At 59.1% G+C, this 20,650-nt stretch carries 17 protein-coding genes; 10 read left to right on the forward strand and 7 right to left on the reverse strand.

Annotation, left to right across the window (positions count from 1 at the left end; all coding sequences use genetic code 11):
- Positions 1-36 precede the first annotated feature (36 nt).
- The 6 genes from nodS (at position 37) to A3M7_RS0113455 (ending at position 5,720) form a co-directional block, all read left to right on the forward strand.
- On the forward strand, positions 37-639 hold the full coding sequence (gene nodS, locus A3M7_RS0113430) for a nodulation methyltransferase NodS (RefSeq protein ID WP_027544416.1): 603 nt from the start codon (positions 37-39) through the stop codon (positions 637-639).
- 132 nt (positions 640-771) lie between these two features.
- Positions 772-1,779, forward strand: a complete 1,008-nt coding sequence (gene nodI, locus A3M7_RS0113435; RefSeq protein ID WP_198033739.1) for a nodulation factor ABC transporter ATP-binding protein NodI — start codon at positions 772-774, stop codon at positions 1,777-1,779.
- 3 nt (positions 1,780-1,782) lie between these two features.
- On the forward strand, positions 1,783-2,571 hold the full coding sequence (locus tag A3M7_RS0113440) for an ABC transporter permease (RefSeq protein WP_027544418.1): 789 nt from the start codon (positions 1,783-1,785) through the stop codon (positions 2,569-2,571).
- A 188-nt stretch (positions 2,572-2,759) separates the two neighbouring features.
- Complete coding sequence (locus A3M7_RS0113445; RefSeq protein ID WP_027544419.1) at positions 2,760-3,506, forward strand: sulfotransferase; 747 nt, start codon at positions 2,760-2,762, stop codon at positions 3,504-3,506.
- Positions 3,507-4,012: 506 nt separating this feature from the next.
- Positions 4,013-4,807: an SDR family NAD(P)-dependent oxidoreductase gene (locus A3M7_RS0113450; RefSeq protein ID WP_084302125.1), complete on the forward strand. Its 795-nt coding sequence runs from the start codon at positions 4,013-4,015 to the stop codon at positions 4,805-4,807.
- Between the two features lie 307 nt (positions 4,808-5,114).
- Positions 5,115-5,720, forward strand: a complete 606-nt coding sequence (locus A3M7_RS0113455) for a TIGR00730 family Rossman fold protein (protein ID WP_027544421.1) — start codon at positions 5,115-5,117, stop codon at positions 5,718-5,720.
- Here A3M7_RS0113455 and A3M7_RS0113460 read toward each other — a convergent pair.
- Positions 5,717-6,100 carry a VOC family protein gene (locus tag A3M7_RS0113460; protein ID WP_027544422.1) on the reverse strand — a complete coding sequence of 128 codons (384 nt, stop codon included), beginning with the start codon at positions 6,098-6,100 and terminating at the stop codon, positions 5,717-5,719. The genes A3M7_RS0113455 and A3M7_RS0113460 overlap by 4 nt on opposite strands.
- A gap of 2,795 nt (positions 6,101-8,895) precedes the next feature.
- On the opposite strand from A3M7_RS0113460, the gene A3M7_RS48475 reads away from it, so the two are divergent.
- The 3 genes from A3M7_RS48475 to A3M7_RS48480 all read left to right on the forward strand — a co-directional run bounded on the left by A3M7_RS48475 (position 8,896) and on the right by A3M7_RS48480 (position 12,440).
- On the forward strand, positions 8,896-9,372 hold the full coding sequence (locus tag A3M7_RS48475; protein WP_156936864.1) for a hypothetical protein: 477 nt from the start codon (positions 8,896-8,898) through the stop codon (positions 9,370-9,372).
- 1,234 nt (positions 9,373-10,606) lie between these two features.
- Positions 10,607-10,912 (forward strand): HU family DNA-binding protein, encoded by a 306-nt coding sequence (locus tag A3M7_RS0113485; RefSeq protein ID WP_027544426.1) that lies wholly within the window; start codon positions 10,607-10,609, stop codon positions 10,910-10,912.
- A gap of 1,135 nt (positions 10,913-12,047) precedes the next feature.
- Positions 12,048-12,440: a hypothetical protein gene (locus tag A3M7_RS48480; RefSeq protein WP_027544429.1), complete on the forward strand. Its 393-nt coding sequence runs from the start codon at positions 12,048-12,050 to the stop codon at positions 12,438-12,440.
- A gap of 934 nt (positions 12,441-13,374) precedes the next feature.
- Here A3M7_RS48480 and A3M7_RS0113505 read toward each other — a convergent pair.
- The 4 genes from A3M7_RS0113505 to A3M7_RS44030 form a co-directional block, all read right to left on the reverse strand.
- Positions 13,375-13,581 (reverse strand): hypothetical protein, encoded by a 207-nt coding sequence (locus tag A3M7_RS0113505; protein ID WP_027544430.1) that lies wholly within the window; start codon positions 13,579-13,581, stop codon positions 13,375-13,377.
- Positions 13,582-13,645: 64 nt separating this feature from the next.
- Positions 13,646-13,942 carry a hypothetical protein gene (locus A3M7_RS48485; RefSeq protein WP_156936865.1) on the reverse strand — a complete coding sequence of 99 codons (297 nt, stop codon included), beginning with the start codon at positions 13,940-13,942 and terminating at the stop codon, positions 13,646-13,648.
- Positions 13,939-14,157: a hypothetical protein gene (locus A3M7_RS0113510; RefSeq protein ID WP_027544431.1), complete on the reverse strand. Its 219-nt coding sequence runs from the start codon at positions 14,155-14,157 to the stop codon at positions 13,939-13,941. The genes A3M7_RS48485 and A3M7_RS0113510 overlap by 4 nt, the downstream gene beginning before the upstream one ends.
- Positions 14,158-14,741: 584 nt before the next feature.
- Positions 14,742-16,127: a right-handed parallel beta-helix repeat-containing protein gene (locus tag A3M7_RS44030; protein ID WP_084302128.1), complete on the reverse strand. Its 1,386-nt coding sequence runs from the start codon at positions 16,125-16,127 to the stop codon at positions 14,742-14,744.
- Positions 16,128-16,616: 489 nt separating this feature from the next.
- On the opposite strand from A3M7_RS44030, the gene A3M7_RS46475 reads away from it, so the two are divergent.
- On the forward strand, positions 16,617-16,823 hold the full coding sequence (locus A3M7_RS46475) for a cold-shock protein (RefSeq protein WP_084302129.1): 207 nt from the start codon (positions 16,617-16,619) through the stop codon (positions 16,821-16,823).
- 409 nt (positions 16,824-17,232) lie between these two features.
- Here A3M7_RS46475 and A3M7_RS0113525 read toward each other — a convergent pair whose 3' ends face one another.
- Positions 17,233-18,603, reverse strand: coding sequence for a pitrilysin family protein (locus A3M7_RS0113525; protein ID WP_027544432.1), 1,371 nt, complete (start codon positions 18,601-18,603; stop codon positions 17,233-17,235).
- The gene (locus A3M7_RS0113530) at positions 18,600-20,033 is read right to left on the reverse strand and encodes a pitrilysin family protein (protein ID WP_049823366.1); all 1,434 of its coding nucleotides are present in this window, start codon (positions 20,031-20,033) and stop codon (positions 18,600-18,602) included. Before A3M7_RS0113530 ends, A3M7_RS0113525 begins: the two co-directional genes overlap by 4 nt.
- Positions 20,034-20,650 lie beyond the last annotated feature (617 nt).

Below are 20,650 nucleotides of genomic sequence, written 5' to 3' on the forward strand. Positions count from 1 at the left end.
ACGCGTAATTGTGCGCGTCAAAGAGGTGAGAAGCTCGTGAGCCTAGACAAGAACTATCAGTTGCTAGAGCGAGAACTGGTCGCCGATGATCCGTGGCGTCTGGACGCGAATCCGTTCGAGCGGGAGCGATACACGCAAATGCTTCGGATGTCGCTCTCCCGCCAAAGCATCACAAGCGCGTTGGAGGTCGGGTGCGCTGCGGGCGCATTCACCGAGATGCTCGCGCCTCACTGCAAACGGCTCACGGTCGTCGACGTCGTGCCGCAGGCCATTAGCCGCGCACGTTGCCGGACGGAGAGATGGTCACACATCGGCTGGAAAGTCGCTGACCTCCAACACTTTTCACCACCAGAGCGGTTCGACCTTATTGTTGTAGCAGAAGTCCTCTATTACCTCAGCGACACGCTGGAGATGCGCACGGCGGTCGACAACTTGGTCGGAATGCTCGCGCCAGGCGGGCTTGTGGTGTTCGGATCGGCGCGCGACCACATCTGCCGACGCTGGGGACACGTGGCCGGTGCAGAGACGGTCATCGCCATGTTGAATGAAGCGTTGGTCGAGATCGAGCGTGTCCACTGCCAAGGTGAGTCGGATAACGAAGATTGCTTGATCGCCAGCTTTCGGAGGCCGTCTGCATAAGCAACCCGCTTCGGAGGCTGACAAATGACTATGTCAGAGTTGCCGTATCGCAGACGGATCGCATTGCGGTTGTTGAAGGCGAGATCAGCGAGCTGGTCCGGCCGACAAATTGTAGCAGAAGGAATAGAAAAAATGCTTGGCGGCGTCGAAGCAGCGCCAATCTCAAGGCAAACAATCGCGATGGAGCCGGCGCCGGTCACGCCGGCTGACAGGGGGTCCGGGCGCGTATCGAACGTGGCTATCGATTTCACGGCCGTGAAAAAGTCCTATGGCGAGAAGGTGGTCGTCGACCAGCTGTCGTTCACGGTGGCATCGGGAGAGTGCTTCGGCCTGTTGGGACCGAACGGCGCGGGCAAGAGCACGATTGCGCGTTTGATTCTCGGGATGTCCACGCCCGAGGCTGGCAAGATAACCGTGCTCGGCGAGAAAGTGCCGGCACGCGCTCGATTGGCGCGCAAGCGCATCGGCGTCGTTCCGCAAGCTGACAATCTTGATCTCGAGTTCACCGTACGCGAAAACCTGCTGGTGTTCGGGCGCTATTTCGGGATGACAGCAAAGGATGTCGAGAAGATCACTCCGTCCCTTCTCGAGTTCGCCCGCCTTGAGAGCAAGGCAGACGCGCGGGTGACCGAACTGTCCGGTGGCATGAAGCGGCGTCTGACGCTGGCGCGGGCGCTCATCAACGATCCGGAGATCCTTATCTTGGATGAGCCGACCACCGGGCTCGATCCGCATGCGCGGCATTTGATTTGGGAGCGGCTGCGCGCGCTGCTGTCGCGCGGCAAGACGATTCTTCTGACGACGCACTTCATGGAGGAGGCGGAGCGATTGTGCGATCGCCTATGCGTCCTCGAGGCAGGACGCAAGATCGCCGAAGGGCCGCCACACACATTGATCGACGAACAGATCGGTTGCCCAGTCATTGAGGTCTACGGTGGCGATCCGAACGAGCTCTGCGGCCTCATCAAGCCGCTCGCTCAACGCACCGAAATCAGCGGCGAGACGCTCTTTTGCTATGCGCCAAATCCAGAGCAGGTGCTCGCGCGGCTGCGTGGGCGGACCGGTCTTCGTCTGCTTCAGCGGCCACCGAACCTCGAGGACGTCTTCTTACGGTTGACCGGTCGGGAGATGAGGGACTGAATGATGTGGGAGCAGTATGCGGCGGCTCTGCCCGCCAATGCGTGGAACTGGAGCGCCGTATGGCGCCGGAATTATATGGCTTGGCGCAAAGCGGCGCTGGCATCGCTTCTGGGAAACCTCGCTGAGCCCATGAGCGCCTTGTTCGGTCTCGGCTTCGGCCTGGGACTGATGATCGGCCAAGTCGATGGCATTTCATACGTCGCCTTTCTGGCGGCTGGGATGGTCGCGACAAGCGCGATGATTTCGGCGACCTTTGAAACCGTCTATGGGGCCTTCGCTCGGATGAACGCCCAGCGCACCTGGGACGCCATCCTTTGCACGGAACTCACGCTTGGCGACGTCGTTCTCGGTGAATTGGCGTGGGCAGCGACAAAGGCTGTTCTGGCAGGAACGGGAATTACGATTGTAGCCGCCGCGCTGGGCTATGCGGCGTGGCCGTCCATCCCTTATGCGCTGCCAGCTATCGCGCTCACTGGTGTTGCCTTCGCCGGCCTCGCCATGGTTGTGATAGCGCTCGCGCCCAGTTACGACTACTTCGTGTTCTATCAGACCCTCTTTCTCACACCCATGATGTACTTGTGCGGCGCGATCTTTCCCGTTGCTCAACTGCCCATCGCGCTGCAGCGCGTAGCAGAGGCGTTGCCCTTAGCACATTCGATTGACCTCATTCGGCCGGCAATGCTGGACCGGGACGCCAGCAGCGTCGGTCTGCATGTGGGCGTACTTTGCATATACACTGTGGTCGCGTTCGTCGTATCGGCTTTGCTGCTTCGCCGCCGGCTGATGCGTTGAACAAACCATGCCCCACATAGTGTGAATCAGTTCTGCGGAAATTTGCGGGTGTGGAAGCCAGCGGCAAGAATGCTCGTATCTCACCGATATATCCCGCCTTGTGGAACGATAGTATCACGTGCGGGCTGATCTAGCCTCATTGGTTAGGGGCCCAACTGTCTCGATCGAGTCAATCAGGAGCTGTCACAATGTTGAAATCGGAACGATCGCCTGAGCCATTCGTCATCCTCGCGATGCCGAGAAGCGGCACCCACTATCTGGAAGAATTGCTCAATGAACATCCGAACGTGGTGAGCAACGGGGAATTGCTCAATGAGTATGATCCAAATTGGCCCGACAAGGCGCGGCTCCTACGTAGCGATCGTGAGCTTCTGGAGTGCGCCTACTTGCGCTATCCAACGCCGAGCGACAAAATCGACGTGACTCATGTTGGCTGCAAGATCAACGAACCGCAGTTTCATGACCGTCCGGGGATGATGGCTGAGCTGGCCGGTTGGCCGCGCCTTAAGGTCATCGTGTGTCGTAGAAATCCGCTGGAATCGCTCCGCTCACTCGTGCAGGCGAGGCAAACCGGTGAATGGCTGAAATACAGCTCTGATAGCGACGACTCGCAACCGCCACTCGTCAGCCTAAGCGTCAGCACCTGCGAAACCTACTTCAAGACCACCGCTGAGTTCCACGATAGGATCAGGCAGTCCTTCGCGTCGACCAAAATCCTCGAGCTGGAGTATGAGACGCTTCTTCGCGAGCCGCACCTGTGCTTGGAGTTGGTTTGGGAATTCCTCGGGGTTCGTATGCGGAATGTTTCCGGTCGCGTCAAACTTCAGCGCCAGGAAGTGCGGCCGCTCGACCAAACCGTAGAGGATTTTGATGAGTTGCGTCGCCAATTCAAAGAGGGACCTTACGCCAGGTACTTTGAGGCTGTTGACGCCTGAGGATGGCCTTCTATTCCTCGGCGCCCGCGTTCGAATGCCCCTTGGTGGATTGGGGCAAGAGCAGCGGTATGAACCGCTGGGGTTGCCAGCGAGCGGGCGTCTTGAATTGGCAGGCACTATTGGATAGCCGGATGGCTGCCATCCCTCCTGTTGCTAATAGCTCCGCGAGGATCGGGACGAGCCGCGTGCGGCGGCATTCAACATCGGCAGGACCTTCACTCGCGCGTTCAGCCCAGATCTACTGAACGAGGTTTTGCGCAGCTGTGCGCGAAAAGAGTGAAGGTCATTTGCCGCGGTCCTCGCGTTGCCGCTGTCGGAAAGCCAACGGACTTGATGTCTGGAACTCGCCAAGCAGGTCGTAAACCACGGGGCCTGGCTTCGCAACACGCGTGAATCACACTGTCGGTAGAGATGGCCCAAATCCTGCACCAAGAAGGTTGAGCGTAACCTGATAGGAGGCGTGTTTGAGGGCCGATCTGCCGAACAAGGATGCGGTCGCCAGACGAATGTCGGTTGACAACGAGGGCAGTTCATTCAAATCGGACAAGGCACGCGGCCGGCGGAGAGACCGAAAGACGCTGCTGCTGACCGGAGCATCGCGTGGGATAGGTTACGCCACCGGAAAGCTGTTTTCGGAAGCAGGCTGGCGGATCATCTCCTGCGCGCGGCAACCGATCGATGCCCGGCGATGTCCTTGGGAGGCCGCATCCGACAATCATGTCCAGCTCGACCTCAGCGAGCATCGGTTGCTGCCGCGCGCTATCACCGAGGTTAAAGAGCGCCTCGCGGGCGCGCCGTTGCACGCCTTGGTCAACAACGCAGCGATGTCACCGAAGACGACGAGCGGCGCACGACTAACATCGTTGGCGACATCGATCGAGACCTGGATGGACGTATTCCATCTCAATTTGGTGGCTCCAATTCTGCTTGCGCAGGGGCTCTTTGGCGAATTGAAAGCCGCGTCTGGATCGATCGTCAACGTGACCTCAATTGCAGGCTCGCGGGTGCACCCCTTCGCCGGCAGTGCCTACGCGACTTCGAAAGCCGCTCTTGCGTGTCTCACGCGCGAGATGGCTCACGACTACGCGCCGCATGGAATTCGTGTGAATGCAATCGCCCCGGGCGAGATCAAGACGGATATTTTGTCACCGGATACGGAAGCACGGGTCGTACCGAACATTCCGCTGCGCCGGGTGGGGACCCCTGAAGAGGTCGCTAAGGTCATCTTCTTCCTGTGCTCGGATGACGCCAGTTATATCACCGGCGTCGAAGTGCCGATCAATGGTGGCCAACACCTCTGATCGGCTGAAGATGGACCGATCGGTGCACGACACAAGCTTGTCTCCCTGGCCGACACCTGCGACCGTCAATCGAAACTGCAATGAAGCGACACGTCAAAGAATTCAGGTCTGCAATCTGGCCAGGAGATCCGTTGCCCCGGACGAAGGTGCAACACATTTGCTCGTGCGGTCGCGTTGCCGAAGAGCGCCGTTTGCGATCAGGAGTCGTCAACCCAAAGCTTGCCTGTTCAGATGCTAACTGGCTCCCGTCATTCAACGCAACACCTTGGACTAGCGAAAGACTTCGCTGCAAAGCATCATGGTACCAATGAGCACGATCAAAACCGTCTGTGTCTATTGCGGCTCCGGTCCCGGGACCAATTCCCACTTCATCGAAGGCGCCAAGGCATTCGGCAAGACGCTCGCCGAGAACAACATCCGCCTGGTCTATGGCGGCGGTTCGCTTGGCCTGATGGGCTCGGTCGCCATCTCCGTGCTGGATCACGGCGGCATGGTAACCGGCATCATTCCCGAATTCCTGCGGAAGCGCGAGAATGCGCTGACCCGCGTGCAGGAAATGATCGTCACGCCCGACATGCACGAGCGCAAGCGGTTGATGTTCGAGCGCTCCGACGCCTTCGTGGCACTGCCGGGCGGCGTCGGCACGCTGGAGGAGCTGGTCGAGCAACTGACCTGGAAGCAGCTCGGCCGTCACGCCAAGCCGGTGCTCCTCGCCAATATCGCCAATTTCTGGGAGCCGCTGTTCTTGCTGCTGTCGCACATGCGCCAGATCGAGTTCATCCGCACCGGCTTTTCCGTCGATATCCTCAAGGCCGATCGCGTCGAGGACATCCTGCCGAAGCTGAAATCGGCGGCGGCCCAGATCGCCGAGGCGGAAAAGCAGCTCGAGCCGGACATCGTGCGGAAGCTCTAAGATTTTTCAGCCGGAAACGTCGCCGTTTCGATCCTGTTGCCATCGGGATCGAAGGCGAAGGCTGTGTAGTAACGCACGCGGTCGTGCGGGCGCATGCCCGGCGCGCCGTCGGATGCGCCGCGGGTCGCAAGGGCTGCGGCATGAAACGCGTCGACCTCGGCCGTAATCTTCGGCCGCAGGCAGATATGCACGCCGCTCTCCGGTGCTACGTACGGCATCGCCTCGCGCAGATTGATCCAGAACTCCGGATAGGCCTTGCGGAAGCCAATTGTGCGCTGCCGTGTGACCAGGCGCGGGAGCCCGCGGGCAGCGAGCGTGGCGTCGTAAAATCTTGCAGAGCGTTTGAGATCGCTGACGCCGACGGAGATGTGGTCGATCATTGCTAGTGCTCCCCCTCTCTCCTCTTCATCGTTGCGAGGAGCGAAACGACGAAGCAATCCGGACTATTACCGCGGAAAGACTTTTGGATTGCTTCGCTTCGCTCGGTGTTTGTGGTGCCGCCGGTACGTCCGCCGCCGCAGCCTACGCCGGCGCACCGACTTCACACGGTAGCAGGCCGCGGTCACCCAATGTCACTGTAGAGACTTGCCGCCACGGGCATCCGGCGGATTTTCTCGTAGTGCAAAATTGCGGGCCTAAGGTCCAGTGTTCTTTCAACGCATTTAGGAAACGAAATGTGCCGAGCAGGCTGATCACGTGGTGGCTCTATGCAAAAAGCCTGCCGTTGAACTCTCCTGATACTGACTATTGCACCTCAAGACTGATGGAACTCGGAAGCCAAATGCTCGCGTTCGCCACCGGATTAGTTTTCGGCGGCGGGTACTTCAGCCGCTCTGTGAGGACGCGCCGTCATTCGTCTTCCCGCCTAGCAGCTTTCCGGTCTTGCGATCTACGAAGTGCAGCTGGGAACAGGCGGGGCAAAACACGCCTTGAAACTGGTGTTCGGCCGCATCGTCGTCAATTAGCCGGTGCTGAACCATAACTCGTGTGATCGGGCAGAGGAAAGTGATGGTGCGCATATCTGCCCCATGCTGCTGGGCTCGAGTGAACAGGAAAACGGCCCGGCCGTGCGCGACCTCGCAACCAGTATAGCGCAGGTCCGGGCGTGGCACTCGGGATCAATCCAAACTACGACGCCTGAACCGCGGCCGCCTTGTTCTCGCGCAAAACGCCATCACACATTGTTCAGTCGATGATCAATGCGTCGATTGGCAGGACGAATGTCTCACGCGATCTTCTTCAATCGGACTGAACCGAACTCCAAGGTGCTGCGCCATCTCGATGGACAATGGCATATACACGGACAACCGTCGGTCAGGAGCAGCCTTCTGACGAAGTGTGCTTCAGGAGCTGCAAGCGCTGCGCAAGAGTCCGGGAACAAGCCAGGTTGGACATCACCGCTCGCTGCAATCTCTAGCGACGGGCTGCATGAACATGGCTCCGCCATCCGTCCACCCGCGGGCACCAATAGAGTCCGGATGCCGGTCATGCGGGAAACTTGCGTCTTTGGCGCTAGAGAGCGCAAGCAGCCGCTGCTGCGTGATCGCTCAGGAGAGTTGCGCTCGCGGCGGTTTCCGTACGCAGCCCGGTCGGACCAATCGCATCGACGCAGTTGGCGGCCTTATTCGCGCCTATGGCATGGCGGGGCCGGCTTAGTTCGATCGTGGCTACCTGCGAATCGTGCTGGCAACTGCATTGCGACTAGCAGGAGGCAGTCCTGGAACCAACGATTGCTTGTGAAACGCACACAGCTTTTTCAGCCCTGACGAGGGCGTGTCGCTGAACTCGAAACCTGGCGGATATCTCGATCCATCGTGGATGCTTGCTCGCGCAAGTCGCTCGGGAGCGCCGGAGCCGGTGAGTGGCATGGCGCTCACGAGAACGTGGCGAAGAGCAAGAGAGCGCCCCAAAGCACCAAGCTGAGGAGAAGTGCCGCGAGCGGCCACCGAGTCCAGGTTCTCAGGGGCTGCGAGGCATCAGGAGATAAATAGCCGTCGCCCTCATTCAGGTGTAGTCTTGGTGTGCGCCAGTGCATCATTCATCTCCTATTTCGTGTGCTTCAATTGTCGACGAGGGGCCGAACTCGTCGGCCAGAACGAACGCGACCCGCTACCGACCAGTCATGCGGCGCAGCGCCTGGTTCTCGGGCTCGATTATTGCCCAAGAGTGCCGCGATAAATGTCTTCGTCGGCTCGTTCCCGCTCCTCAGCGGCCGAGGTCGCGCGCAGCCAGACGATCAGGCTTTTGCAGCACGAGGCAGGAAGTGAGCTCGGCTCATGTCGAGAAACTCGAACATCACGGACCGGGCTCGTCATAGCTGAACTCCGCTGTCGACCTGATGATGTTCTAGCTGGACATCCTGCGGCTCGTTGCCAGATCAATGAAGGATCGCTTTGACTGCCTCGAAGACCTCTGACAGCTCCGCATTGCATAGGAGACGCTCTAGCTTGGTCCGATCCGGTTCCGTTCGTCGGAATCGCCCAGCGGACAATCTCGGCTTGCAACGCCGGCGCGCCATTTAAGGTCGAAGTAACGGTCGGTTCGGCGGTCCATGGTGGATCAGGTTCCTCTGTGAATCGTTTACAGCGCCAAGGCTGGTCAAGCCGGCGAGGGGTCATAGTCAGCGTAGCTGACCGTCAGCTGACGGACTTGAGGGTTTATGCGAGCGCGAGCCGCTTTAAGGGCACGCGTTGGCTCGCCGCGATGGCGGGCCTCCAGCACGCCAATGCGATCTTGGCGACCAGCGGCCAGGATTAGGCCGGAGGCCAGACGACCGGCTTCGCACATTCCCAATCTGACATTTTTTCATAAGCGCTGATCGAGCGTACGAACCGCGGGTGCTGCACAACCGAAAACAGGACGCGCCGTGTCGGAGAGTATGGAAGCTCGTCGTAGGGATTCAACGCGGCGGCCGAAAAAGCTCAACCTGAGTGCTCCAGACTTTGCCCATCGCAGCTTGCCGCGTTGACGCATCACGGTCGGCGCGTACGCCGTCAGCGCCGGCGCGTCGCCCGCGAGCAGGGCGAATGCTTTCTGACGGTGCTGAATTTGCGCAGATAGTCAGAACGCCTTCGACTTGGAAAAGGTCGTTTGCGCCGCGGTCCAAACGCGAGGGCGGCCGGCGCTCATCTGCTCGTCTTCAAACCCCAGCTTGAGCCGATCCAACTGAGCGCAAATGCACCGCCTCCTGAATGGTCTGATCCTCACACCGCTGCTGGCCGAAGATGTGCGGATGACTGAATGTCACGCGGTTTGCATCGGCGCATTTCCTGCCCAAACGACCGTGCTCTATAGGTCAGCAAGGAAATGGCCGTTCCACACCACCCCTCTTGTCACTTCGGGGCTCCATATTTCACGCAAATGGTGCAAAAGTTACGGATTTCATGGAAAATTACGCCTTTTCATGCCAAGCTGTGCTCAACACCAAGTTCGCTACGGCCGCCTTCATCGCTATCTGATCCATTACGTTCTGGCGGAACGCGGCTTCAATCCGCCGGGCATGATGTTTCCGGTCTCCGCGGCCATTTTGGATAACATCAACGCTTATCAGCGGATTCTTGAAAGCTATTCTGTCCGCCTGCTCCCCTTCATCAAATGGAAGGCGACGGGCGAACGGAGTGTTCGCGTCCTCAACGAGACGGCAGATTTCTAACGCTTCTTCGATGCCACTGCCACGCCTCACGCCGAATTTCTCTATGAATGGCGTGGCAAGGACAATCGATACAGATCTTCCGGCGGAGACGAGATATCTGGTATCTTAGGATACGTTCAGGCGTAGCGTGACGGAGATCGTCGACATGCGGGGCGGCACTGTCGATCTATTATTTCGCTTCTCCACCAGAACAAGGGTGTTCTGTCGATACGTGGCCGGGAAAAGGAATTTGCCAAACTGACCGACAACGAGGCCGCCGAGATCGAGGTGAGCTAGGAATTTGTTTCCTGAGTGACTGCATCCGAGTGCAGGCGCACACCGAGATGATTCAGCGCCGCGCGACCAGGTCCCAGTGCCACATCGGCTCCTATCGCATGCGAGTCACACTTGACGGCGCTACTATGGCGCGCCCCCGAACATCGGGCCGCCATTGTGTCCGGAAAACCCTTCAGTGTTTCAATTGTAGTTGACTGAATAGAAGGCAGCACTTTTGCAGATATCAGGACGGAAGTGAATTCGCAAAAGCGGTTTATAAATCGCACGAAATGCGACGCGTCGCAACATTGCTAATTTGATCTTTCGTGCTAGAAGCCCCGCTCAACAACGAGTGGAGATTTCCAATGGCGAAGAAAGTGAAGAAGGTAGTCCGCCGCGAGTACACGAAGGCGGACGTCAAAGAACTTCGCGCACACTCCAAGGCTAGGGTGCCGGTAGCGAAGATCGCGAAGTCTATGAAAAGGACGGAAGGTTCTCTCCGTCAAAAGGCAATCAAGCTCGGTATCTCTCTAGGGCATCGCCGGTAAGAGAGAGGGGATCAGCTTTGTGCTTCTGTCCCGACGCCACCAGTATTCGCGGGCCCCGAGTTTCCTTCAGAGGTGACCTGTCCGCGCGAGCGTTACGAAGTTTGAAATAAAATGAGGCTCGCTCTGCGATCATCACTCGTCTGCGAGATCCAAGAGGGATTGGCTCTGATTGCTGCGCTGACTGCTGCATCGGCCAATTTCAAACATTGACCTGCATACCGAATAGGGCATGCGCCGTCCACCTGTGACGCGTGAGCGAATGCTGGAAACAAAGATCGTTGTGTTTTTGCTTCCGATAGGTTTTAAACCGGTCGACTTCATCACCTCAGTGAATGAAAGTAATTCGTGTAGTTTTGCCGTGCTCGAACAAGAGGAAAAGAGCCGGCGATACATCACGCACTGTATCGTTCGGCGCTACAAAGGAATTCATCGTGGCCAAGATGACCAAGAACCAGCTCATTGACGCAATTGCTCAAGGAACGCAAGTTTCCAAAGGTGACGTAAAGGCCGTCATCGAGCAGTTGGCGACCGTCGGCTACAAGGAGTTGAACGAGTCTGGCGAGTTCGTCATCCCCGGCTTCGTCAAGATGTCGGTCGTGAACAAGCCTGCTACTGAAGCCCGCAGCGGAGTTAATCCTTTCACGAAGGAGCCGATGGAATTCGCAGCCAAGCCAGCCAGCAAGTCGGTCAAGGCGTCGCCGCTCAAGGTTGCTAAAGACGCAGTCGCGACATCATGAGGTCAGCTGCCGTGGATCGCGCTACGTGGCGTTGGTGCGAGGACGGATGGCGGACTGAGGTTGCCACAGCCGGCGTAGGCGTGCCGTAAGAAGCTCATCGGCCAACAGTTGGCTGTCAGCCGAGCAAGTGCTGACCCGCCTGGCAGGGAGCCGCCAATTGGGAAACGCTGTCCGGGACGACGGTCACGACCAGACGTGCGGATCGTTGGCGAAGACGAAGCGGATCTCGCTCGTCTTGCCGCCAGTCGAGGCGTTGGCGAGGCATGGCCGTCGGCGGCAGACGTCAAAATCGTCGCGATCGGTAACGCAAAAATAAAAAGCAAACCCTAATGGACGCCGCGGCGCGCGAATTGGTGCGATCCGAACGTTGCTTTCACCGAGCCCGAGGAAAGACGCCATTCATTCCGGCGATGCGACGATCGTGGCCTTTGCGCTTCCGGCCGTAGTACTGCGCCGAAACGAACTAAGCCGGACAATGGCCGCCGCCTTGGTGTGGCGGATGGCGCCTCTAGCCGTTGTGACACTGCTGCCTACGACATGCCGATGATGATGGTTGTCATGACAGCGCTGTCGGCGTCGGATCGGCAGCTGCATCATCATTTGGGGTAATCGGCAGCAACCGGCAGCCGCCTGGATCCCGCGAACTCATACGGACGTTGATGATCGGCACCGATCGGCCGGCGGTTCTTGACGTCTTGAGCCAACGGCCTGTCATCGGCAGCAATGCCGTGGGAAGGACTCGGCACTGCGCGGAACGGACGTGGTCTGCGCCCCAGTCGGTGAGTTGCTTCGGTATGGCTACTCGGACTATGCAGGTATCGTCGAGGGGCCGTTGCACCTTGCGATCGCGAGGCGTAGTTTGGGTTTCGGCCAGTCCTATTTATACCAGCATAGCCCGCCCATTATTCCAGTTTATGGACATTCAGGTGGTCATTCTTGCTCGGATGCGCAGGGTTGTTGACGAGATCTGCGAGTATGTGTCCCGGTACGACACCGGCGGCCGGACCAATGTCGCCTCAAAAGTCCTGGGAGCAACCACCGGGGGAGAGACGTCGACCGACTGTGTACGGCAGGTTCGCCGCGAAGCGCTCTCGAAGGCGCCGACGATGTGGCGATAGTCACAAGAGGGTGCCGCGTGAACTTCCAGGTCACGGTTCTTAAGATCCTGGTGAGCTATCCGGATGGGTTTGCCGTGATGGCGGACTTGAAGCGCGACATGGCGATCCTGGCGACCAGCGGTAGCGATTGGGCCGAACGCACCCGACGACTGGGTTCGCTTGTGCCCGACCTTGACATCTTTTCGCAAGCCTTGATTGAACGTATCAACGGCGGGTGGCGCATAACGGAAAAGGGACGCGCCGTCTTGGAGCTCATGGAAGCGCGCCCCAGGCGTCCGGAGCCCGCAAAAGGTCCGCCCGAGTGCTCCATCCCCGCTGCCCCGCTGCCGGTGCTCGCGCGCTCAGGTCGGCACGGGCGGCGGCAGCGCCGCCGCTCCGACCACGCGCGAAGAAGCACAAACGCTTCCTGATCCGCTCGCACAAAAGGGACATTCGGCCGGACCGCAGGTTCACAGGATCAAGGCAGGCGTCAGCCCGCGCCGATAATCCGGTCTACTCGCATGGTCCCGTTGGTTTCGAGGGCGTGCTCTAGAGGCTTGATTGGACAACACTCCATCGCAGGGGGAGAAAAAGAGGACCACGATCAGGAAACTCGCGCTATTTGCACTACCATTGAAGCGCGGCCGTGAAAATGCGCCCAGAAAAACGCAGCTGGTCTTCTCGGATTACACAACCGGGACAATCCACAAATCTGCTGGGTTAAAGACGAACGGCTCTCGTGTTTGCGCTAGATCAATTCAACCTGCCCGGGAACCGATACTGTTTTGCACATGCCAAAACCGCTCGCCGACTGAGCTGTTGCGGCTGCGTGGCTTGGGAGGTCCGGACACCTCCTCGCCACGCTCCTCGCGAAAGGGTGGGAGAAGTGCAAGATCCAGTCAGAAACCAAAACTGCCGTCCTCAAATCTTCCTTGTTGATGAGACGAGCGCGCGCACGATCGCAGCAGCGCAAGTGGCCTCAACTGACGCATGGCTTGAGGCATGGCTTGCCCGCTTCCTGCAGGTCCTCAGACAACTTGGAAAGCGAGGCTCCGCCTAACGCAAACCGGTCCGAATTCCCAGAGAGACGGAAGCACGTTGTAGCGCAATCCGCGCTGTCTGCGCCAAACCTTCGGCTCTAGGGTACATTGACCGGTGGCATGGATGCGGTGGGGCGCGGCACGAAACCAATCTGATGCTGGCTGCGCGCCGCCAGCATAATCACAAAGGTCACAAAGAGGATTAGCAGGCCGCGCATCTAAAAAAGGCTCCAATATCGGTAGCCGATATATGAATTCGTTGACGTGAGTGCCATAGCGGCGCTCCTGCGCGCGTAGGCCGTCGCCATCGACACGGCCGTACCGGCTAGGAGGCCGATATCATCGGCCTGGGGCTCTCGAACACCATGGGAAAAATCGACGCTCGCAAGCTTTCGAGCGCGCACTCTTCCTCCGACAGGCGTCTGCAGACGTACTGCCGGTCGTGTTCGGTGAGCTTGGTCTTCAGCAGTCTTCGGTGGCGCTGGATGGCGCTCAGATGTGTGCGCATGCGCGCCAAATTGTCGTCCATCATGGCCGTCATCCTTCCAATGCTCGTTGATGATGCTTTCGCTTGCCTGATCGGCCTGAGCTTCCGATCAATTCAAGAAGGTCAGTCGGCTCAAGCGAAGCAGCCGAGAGCGAGAGCGCTTGGTTTCGCGCTCGACAACTAGTTGAGATCCAATTCCGTGCTCGGCCGGTCTGAAATGTGTCCCGGACCCATGCCGCTTGATCCAGTCCCGTTCAACCGCCAATGTCAGGCCCGTTTGGAAAACGCCGCCGGTGCGGCTGGCATCGCAAAGGAACTGGCCGTTGGTTGGGCTCGATGCCGCCGGCGATCGCTTGCGTGCCGCGGCTTCCGGATCGGCGAACGGGTGGCCTGCACCGAACTTCATCCAGCTTCGCCCGGACCTGAAAAGATCGATGCGGGCGGCGCGGTACGCGGGTTCGGCAGCGGACGCTCCGTCGGGCGTGGCGCCCGCGCCAGATTTCCGCCCTTCACGTCGTAGCTGCCGGCCAGCTTCAGCAACCGCTGCCTGGTGAACGGATCGGCCCGCTCGGCGAGATCACGCGCCTGCTGCGCCAGTTTTCTGTAGAATTCACGCCCCATAACACACTCTTACTGGCTGCCCGGGATCCTTGGGCGTGGCGTCAAGCCGTCGCTCCGGAAGACTGCTGATCCAAATTACTCATGCCAGCCCTCTCAAATCTGAGATATTCCTTTATTTGTGCCGCAAGACCGCTAAATGCCCTGCAGTCACGATGGAAAAATGCGTTCTTTGGTTGCAACAGCAGGAATAGGGCGCCGCATCCGAAAGTCTTTTTGTTAGCCCATCGAAGCAGCGCGGCGCAGCAAGAGCTGCATTCGTCGACACATGCCGGGCATTTTGTTTTTGAACCGATCGCATCTGCCGATGAGGTCTCAATCAGTTCGGAGAATATCGTGTTTCGTGGACGGTGACTTGGGCGAGCAGGAGGTTGAACTAGACCCGCCGAAGCTTCGAGGCAGTTGCGCGCTTGCAAAAAATCGATGCGTCTCGGAGTGAGGATCGACTGGCCTGAACGCTCAAGGCGCTCTTTGAAGCGCAGCTGCCACGGACCGGCAATTGGTCTGCCCGGAAGAGGGAGAATTCCGCGGTACTTCGGCCAGATGCGTGCGCGCGGTCGCAGCTTCGCTGGATCCTATCGGAAAATTCAAATGTGGCCGGGACCTGCGTTGGCGGTGACCAATGCCGGGACATCATCCGCCTGGAAGGGACGATGAATAGCCGCCTTCGGAAGAGCGCCAAAAGATCTAATGACGCTTTCATCCAGCCGGAATCCATTGATCCGCGGCGCGGGCCTCGCGATGTTGCCCGCACACATGCGTCCAAGCATGGCTAGGCAGAGGTCTTGCATTTCTCGATTTACGCCTCCCAGCGCGCCAAAGACGTGCCCACTCTCGGCCCTGATTGGGGTTTCAATGTTGTCGAAGTAGTTGCCCTCAATCAGGCCTTGAACAGATGGTCCGGCGTCCAGCGCGTGGAAGAAACCATTGCGCTGCAGCAGCTCGGTGTTGTGGAAGTAGTTGTTCACCAGGTGAATGACCGACCGTAGACCGTCAACGTGCGGAGCCCGTCCGGAGACCTCATGGAAGTAGTTGTTGGCAACCGTGATCGACTGAGGACTGCCAAGAAAAAGAAGGTTCCAGTAATGCGCTCCGTTGCAATAAGAGGAGTAGTTATCCCTGCCATCAAAATCGTTCCACGAGACCGTGATATTCGTCGTCTCCCCAAGGCCGCCGGCAATCATCTGGCGCCCGATGTTATGAAAACGGTTATGATCGATCCAGACCCGGTTCGCTCGCGAAATCGCAATCGCATCGCCCGCGAAGACAATGCCGGGATTGATGTCAACGATGGTCAGGTTGCGGACAATGACGTTGCTCACACCATTCAGTCGCAGTCCCTTGCCCCTGATTGTAGCGCTTGATCCGACGCCAATCACGGTCTTGTTTGATCCGACCTCCAAGGGATGTTTGCCCGCTTTATCGAAGCTGACTTCCATTTTGAGCTTGCCGTCGCAGTGCGTGTCGAGCCCATCCAAGAGGAGAAGCGATTCACCCTTGTAGGGCGTCTGACAAGTGTTGCTGTATTGGCAACCCGGACCCTCGCCGCGCCCTTCCGCTCCTGTGAAGTCTATGGTCCCGACAATCTGGACAACGCGCGGACTATCGTCCTTGCAGATTCCGGAGCTATACGAACGACACAATTGATAAGTCAGATCTTTGAGTGAGTTGACCTGAACAACTTCGCCTCCCAGGCCACCCGTGGTTCCAGCACCAAATCCCTGTGCGCTGTCCCATCTCGGATTGCTCGCTGCGATAGCACCGGAGATCCCAACAATGCCGGCGAGTCCAGCGAGCATCCCCAATAACTGTTTCAGCTGGCACACCGCTTGCCTCGTAGACATCGACTCTCCATCGGCAAATGAAAGAAACGTTGAAACGACCCATCGTCTGATCCAACGGCCAGCCACGCGGATCGAGTCTTTGTGGCATTGTTTGCATCCCGGCTCGACGGTGCCGATCCTGTGATCCATCTAAATGCACCAGCCTAGCATGTCACAAGAAAAATCTGGAACGTAGCGCACACGTTCCGTGGTCTGGCGGTGGATGGCCCTTCCCATAAGATTCAAGTCTGCCAATGATTGAGCGGCCCGCCCGGTCCGCAGAGGTCTGCTGATCAATTGGATCGCTGCCAATGTCAGTCGCAACGAACTTCAACATCACCTGGATAAGCCGATCCAGTGAGTCTCGTGATGTGATCTACACAGGACGGATGAGTACAGGAGAGAGCGGTCGAAGTCATCGCCTTCCGTATTTTGTCGTACCAGGGTTGTCGGATTGAAGACATTCGCTGCGTGCCACTCAAGAACGACAGACAAAGAATCCCGCAAATCCGCACCAAACACACGGTATTCTACAACTATTCACAGCGCGTTGGGAGCGGCACGCGAGTTGCTGAGGTGAGCAACGCGGCTGCTAGATCGCAGCGCGCGATTCAGTGTCGTTTTTAGGGAGCAAAGACAGTGGCGACTGGAAGCGTGAGATGGTTCAACCCGACTAAAGGCTACGGCTACATCGCGCCGGACGATGGCGGCCGTGACGTGTTTGTTCATATCTCTGCGGTGCAGAGGGCTGGCTTGGTCCTACTCCCACAAGGAGACAAGATCAGCTATGAACCAAAGATCGGCCGCTCGGGGAAAATATCAGCCGAAAACCTGCGCCTCATCTAGCTTCTGCTTTGGCAAGCGGGGGCTGAGGTCAGGGGCCATATTGGCGTGCGCCTTGTGCTTTCATAACTTGGTTTCACTTTTCCAAAGTAAGTCTCTGGCGACGCTTATCCCATAGGGATATCGATCATCGTTTTCGAACGAAGGGCCGGCTCCCAGCCGGCGTCAATACAGTTGCCAGTTGGGAAGCTTCGCCAGCAGATATCGCTCGACGGCTTTGTTCTTTGTCCGGCCGCGCTTGAGGCGCAGGCGAAGCCGGGTCAGCATGTCGGGTTGGCGATGGCAATGTCGCGGGACTACCCGGAGCAGAGTGTACCAGCGTGGGCGCCGAGAATTACCAAGCATACATATCAATAACGCGGCGTCACTGACGTTGATGGCCGGGACAAGCCCGGCCATCGACGTGCGCCAATCAGTCTGACTTCGGCGCCGGAACGCCGGCAGGCAGCGCCGCGGCTTGCGGTGCGCGGCCGACAATGACGGTGAGCAGGCCCTGGCCCCACAGTCGCTTGGCGGCCGCCTTGGCGTCGTCCAGCGTGACCGCATCGACAATGGCGTTGCGCTTCTCGATATAATCGATCGGCAGCTGATCATGCTGATCTTGCAGCAGCGCATAGGCCAGCTTGGAGGAGGTGTCGAGCGCCAGCATCTGCGAGCCCTTGAGGTACGACTTGGCCTCGTCGAGCTCTTTCTGCGTCGGGCCCGCCTCGGCGATGCGGCGTACCTCCTTCTCGACGACGTCGATGGTGTCGCCGGCGCGGTCGGCGCGCGTGCCAGTATTACCGATGAACAGCGCCGAATGCTGCATCCATTGCAGCGAGTCGAACACCGAATAGGCGAGGCCCCGCTTCTCGCGCACCTCGCGATAGAGCCGCGAGGACATCCCGCCGCCGAGGATGTGACTGACGACATAAGCTGCCATGAAGTTCGGGTCGTTGCGCTTCACGCCGGGACCACCGAAGGTGATCACGGTCTGCGGCACGTCGAGCGGCACGAAGGCGCGCTGTGGCGGCTTTGCAGCTTCGACGTCGGGGACCGGCGCCAGATTGGCCTTGGCTGGCAGGGCGCCGAAGGTGTCGTCGAGCAACTTGCCGAGAGTGTCTGGATCGACGTCTCCGACGACCGCGACCTTCAGTGTGTCCTTGGCCAGCACGCGGCCGACATAATCCTTCATGTCGTCGATCGTGATGGCCGGCACGCTCTCCAGCGTGCCATTGGTCTGCCGTCCATAGGGATGATCGCCGAAGGTCATCTCCAGGAATTTGCGGCTCGCCAGCGACGTCGGATCCGTGGTCTCGTGGCGCAGGCCGGCGATCACCTGCGAGCGGACGCGCTCGACGTCGGCGGTGTCGAAACGCGGCGAGGTGAGCGCCGAGCGCAACAGGTCGAAGGCCTCGTCCTTGTTGTCGCGCAGCATGCGCAGGCTGCCACGGAAGGTGTCGCGGCTGGCGCTGAAGGAGAGCACGATGGCGCGGCGATCGAGCCGCTCATGGAACGTCTTGGAATCGAGATGGCCGGAGCCCTCGTCGAGGAGGTCGCCGACGAGATTGGCGACGCCGGGCTTGTCTCTGGGATCCTGCGCCGAGCCGCCGGCGAAGGAATATTCCATCGCGATCAGGGGCACGGTTGCGTCCTGGACGAACCAGGCCTCGATGCCGCCCGGCGAGATCAGGCGCTGAATCTTTGCGGCGGCCTCGGAGGGGAAGATCTGAGTCAAAGTGAGCGCTGCGCCGGCGGCCAACGACAGAACGATGCGTCGGGAGTGAAGGAAGGGATGGGTCACGAACGTTTCTCCTCGCGCTTGGTGGTAGTCTTTGCGCCAGTCTTGGCTGTGCTGGTGTCCTTGATCAGATAGCCGGTGACCGAGCGCTTCTTATCGAGCCATTTTTGCGCAGCTGCACGGACCTGTACGTCGGTGACGCCGCGAATTCGGTCCGGCCAGCTTCGGATGTCCTTGACGGAGAGCCCGGTGCTCAGCGCGCCGCCATACCAGCCCGCGAGCGCCGCCTGGTCGTCCTGGGCGTAGATCGCTCCTGCAATGAGCTGCGTCTTGACTCGCTCGAGGTCCTCGGCGCGGATCGGGTTCTGCGCGATGTCGGCGATGACGCCGTCGATCACCTGCTCGACCTCGGCAAAGCCGACGCCGGCTTTCGGCGAGGCCGAGACCGAGAACTGGGTCGGATCGAGCGAGATGCTGGAATAGCTGGCGCTGGCGGAGACCGCGAGCGGCTTGTCGGCGACGAGGGCGCGGTACAGATAGGAGTTGCTGCCGCCGCCCATCAGCTGCGCAAGCACGGCGATTGCCGCGCTCTCCCCGGGAGCGACCGTCGTCGCCGAGGGCACGAGGTAGAAGCGCTGCAGGACGGGCTGCTCGACGCGCGGGTCGGACAGCGTGACAGTGCGCGGGGCTTCCGGTTCAGGCTCCTGCGGGCGGACGCGCTGCGCCGGGATCGCGGGCTGAGCGGGGATGGGGCCGAAATTGCGTTCGACCAGCGAGCGGACTTCAGGGAGTTCGACGTCGCCGGCGATCACGACAATCGCATTGTTCGGCGCGTAGAAGCGGCGATAGAAAGCGAGCGCGTCCTCGCGACCGAGCTTCTCAATCTCCTGATGCCAGCCGATCACGGGCCGGCTATAGGGATGATTGAGATAGAGCGCGGTCGTGATCTGTTCGCTCAAACGCTCATTGGGACTGTTGGCGACGCGCATGTTGTATTCCTCGAGCACGACGTCGCGCTCGGGCAGTACGTTTTCGTCCTTGAGGATGAGGCCGTTCATACGGTCGGCCTCCAACTCCATCACCGTCGGCAGCTGCTCGCGCGGGACGCGCTGAAAGTAGCTGGTGTAATCAAGTGAGGTGAACGCGTTTTCGTTGCCGCCGACGCGAAACACGGTCTTGGAAAATTCGCCGATCGGGTGCTTTTCCGTGCCCTTGAACATCAGATGCTCGAGAAAGTGGGCAAGCCCCGATTTGCCGGGCGTCTCGTCGGCGGAGCCGACCTTGTACCAGATCATCTCCGTGACCACGGGCGTGCGATGGTCCGGGATCACCACGACCTGAAGCCCGTTGCTGAGCGTGAAGCTGGCGGGCGGCGCCGACGTGAGCGTCGTCTGGGCAAATGCGCTGCCGGTCGAAAGACTGCAACTGGAGAGCAGTGCAGCAAGAACGCAAGCCGCCGATCGGTATGAAGGTGTTGGGATTCGTGTCAACATCCGAACCCAAAGATCCCAGGAGAAAGCACAATAAAGCGCTCGGCATTTGGCTCTATTATTGCCATCGACATAGTTCGTCAGCTGCTGGATCGGCATGGCTGTTCAAAAGCTCCATTGCGGTTCGTCAGGAATGAGGATGAGTGATGAACAAATTTCATCTCTCGGTGGCTCTAGACTCTCCGATCATCCAATCGAGAGTCTTTGCGTGTCCGCAGGACTATGTCGGTCCAACGCGATGCGCATTCCCCAAAGCATTAACCGTGCCAAAAAGAAAGCTTCGCAAATACAAAGATCAGCTCGCACAAGCGATGTTGCGTCTCCGACATGGTCGTACATCGGACAATGCCAATCTTCATTCCAACATGGTTCAGGGAAGTGAACGCCTTTCAGACCCACCACCGCCTTCAGAAATAGCGCACGAGACTGATGGTGCCGCTCGAATTCTGACGCAAGTCAATTGCCCTCACACGGCACCCACTCAGTGTCACAGTACTGGAACGATAATGATTGCTCGTCACCGAAGCGGCTTGGTAAATCCGCATCGTGGTAAGCCGCGCAATCGGACCCTCGTGCTAGTGATCCGGTGTTGCATTCACGGATGCGTCGCCCCTCTAGCT

It is taken from the genome of Bradyrhizobium sp. WSM2254 (assembly GCF_000472645.1).
GTDB lineage: Bacteria > Pseudomonadota > Alphaproteobacteria > Rhizobiales > Xanthobacteraceae > Bradyrhizobium > Bradyrhizobium niftali.

Coding starts and splice junctions, on each gene's coding strand:
- nodI (WP_198033739.1), top strand. CDS start 772: ATGCTTGGCGGCGTCGAAGCAGCGCCAATCTCAAGGCAAACAATCGCG.
- A3M7_RS0113440 (WP_027544418.1), top strand. CDS start 1,783: ATGTGGGAGCAGTATGCGGCGGCTCTGCCCGCCAATGCGTGGAACTGG.
- A3M7_RS0113445 (WP_027544419.1), top strand. CDS start 2,760: ATGTTGAAATCGGAACGATCGCCTGAGCCATTCGTCATCCTCGCGATG.
- A3M7_RS0113450 (WP_084302125.1), top strand. CDS start 4,013: ATGTCGGTTGACAACGAGGGCAGTTCATTCAAATCGGACAAGGCACGC.
- A3M7_RS0113455 (WP_027544421.1), top strand. CDS start 5,115: ATGAGCACGATCAAAACCGTCTGTGTCTATTGCGGCTCCGGTCCCGGG.
- A3M7_RS0113460 (WP_027544422.1), bottom strand. CDS start 6,100: ATGATCGACCACATCTCCGTCGGCGTCAGCGATCTCAAACGCTCTGCA.
- A3M7_RS48475 (WP_156936864.1), top strand. CDS start 8,896: ATGCACCGCCTCCTGAATGGTCTGATCCTCACACCGCTGCTGGCCGAA.
- A3M7_RS0113505 (WP_027544430.1), bottom strand. CDS start 13,581: ATGATGGACGACAATTTGGCGCGCATGCGCACACATCTGAGCGCCATC.
- A3M7_RS48485 (WP_156936865.1), bottom strand. CDS start 13,942: ATGAAGTTCGGTGCAGGCCACCCGTTCGCCGATCCGGAAGCCGCGGCA.
- A3M7_RS0113510 (WP_027544431.1), bottom strand. CDS start 14,157: ATGGGGCGTGAATTCTACAGAAAACTGGCGCAGCAGGCGCGTGATCTC.
- A3M7_RS44030 (WP_084302128.1), bottom strand. CDS start 16,127: ATGGATCACAGGATCGGCACCGTCGAGCCGGGATGCAAACAATGCCAC.
- A3M7_RS0113530 (WP_049823366.1), bottom strand. CDS start 20,033: ATGTTGACACGAATCCCAACACCTTCATACCGATCGGCGGCTTGCGTT.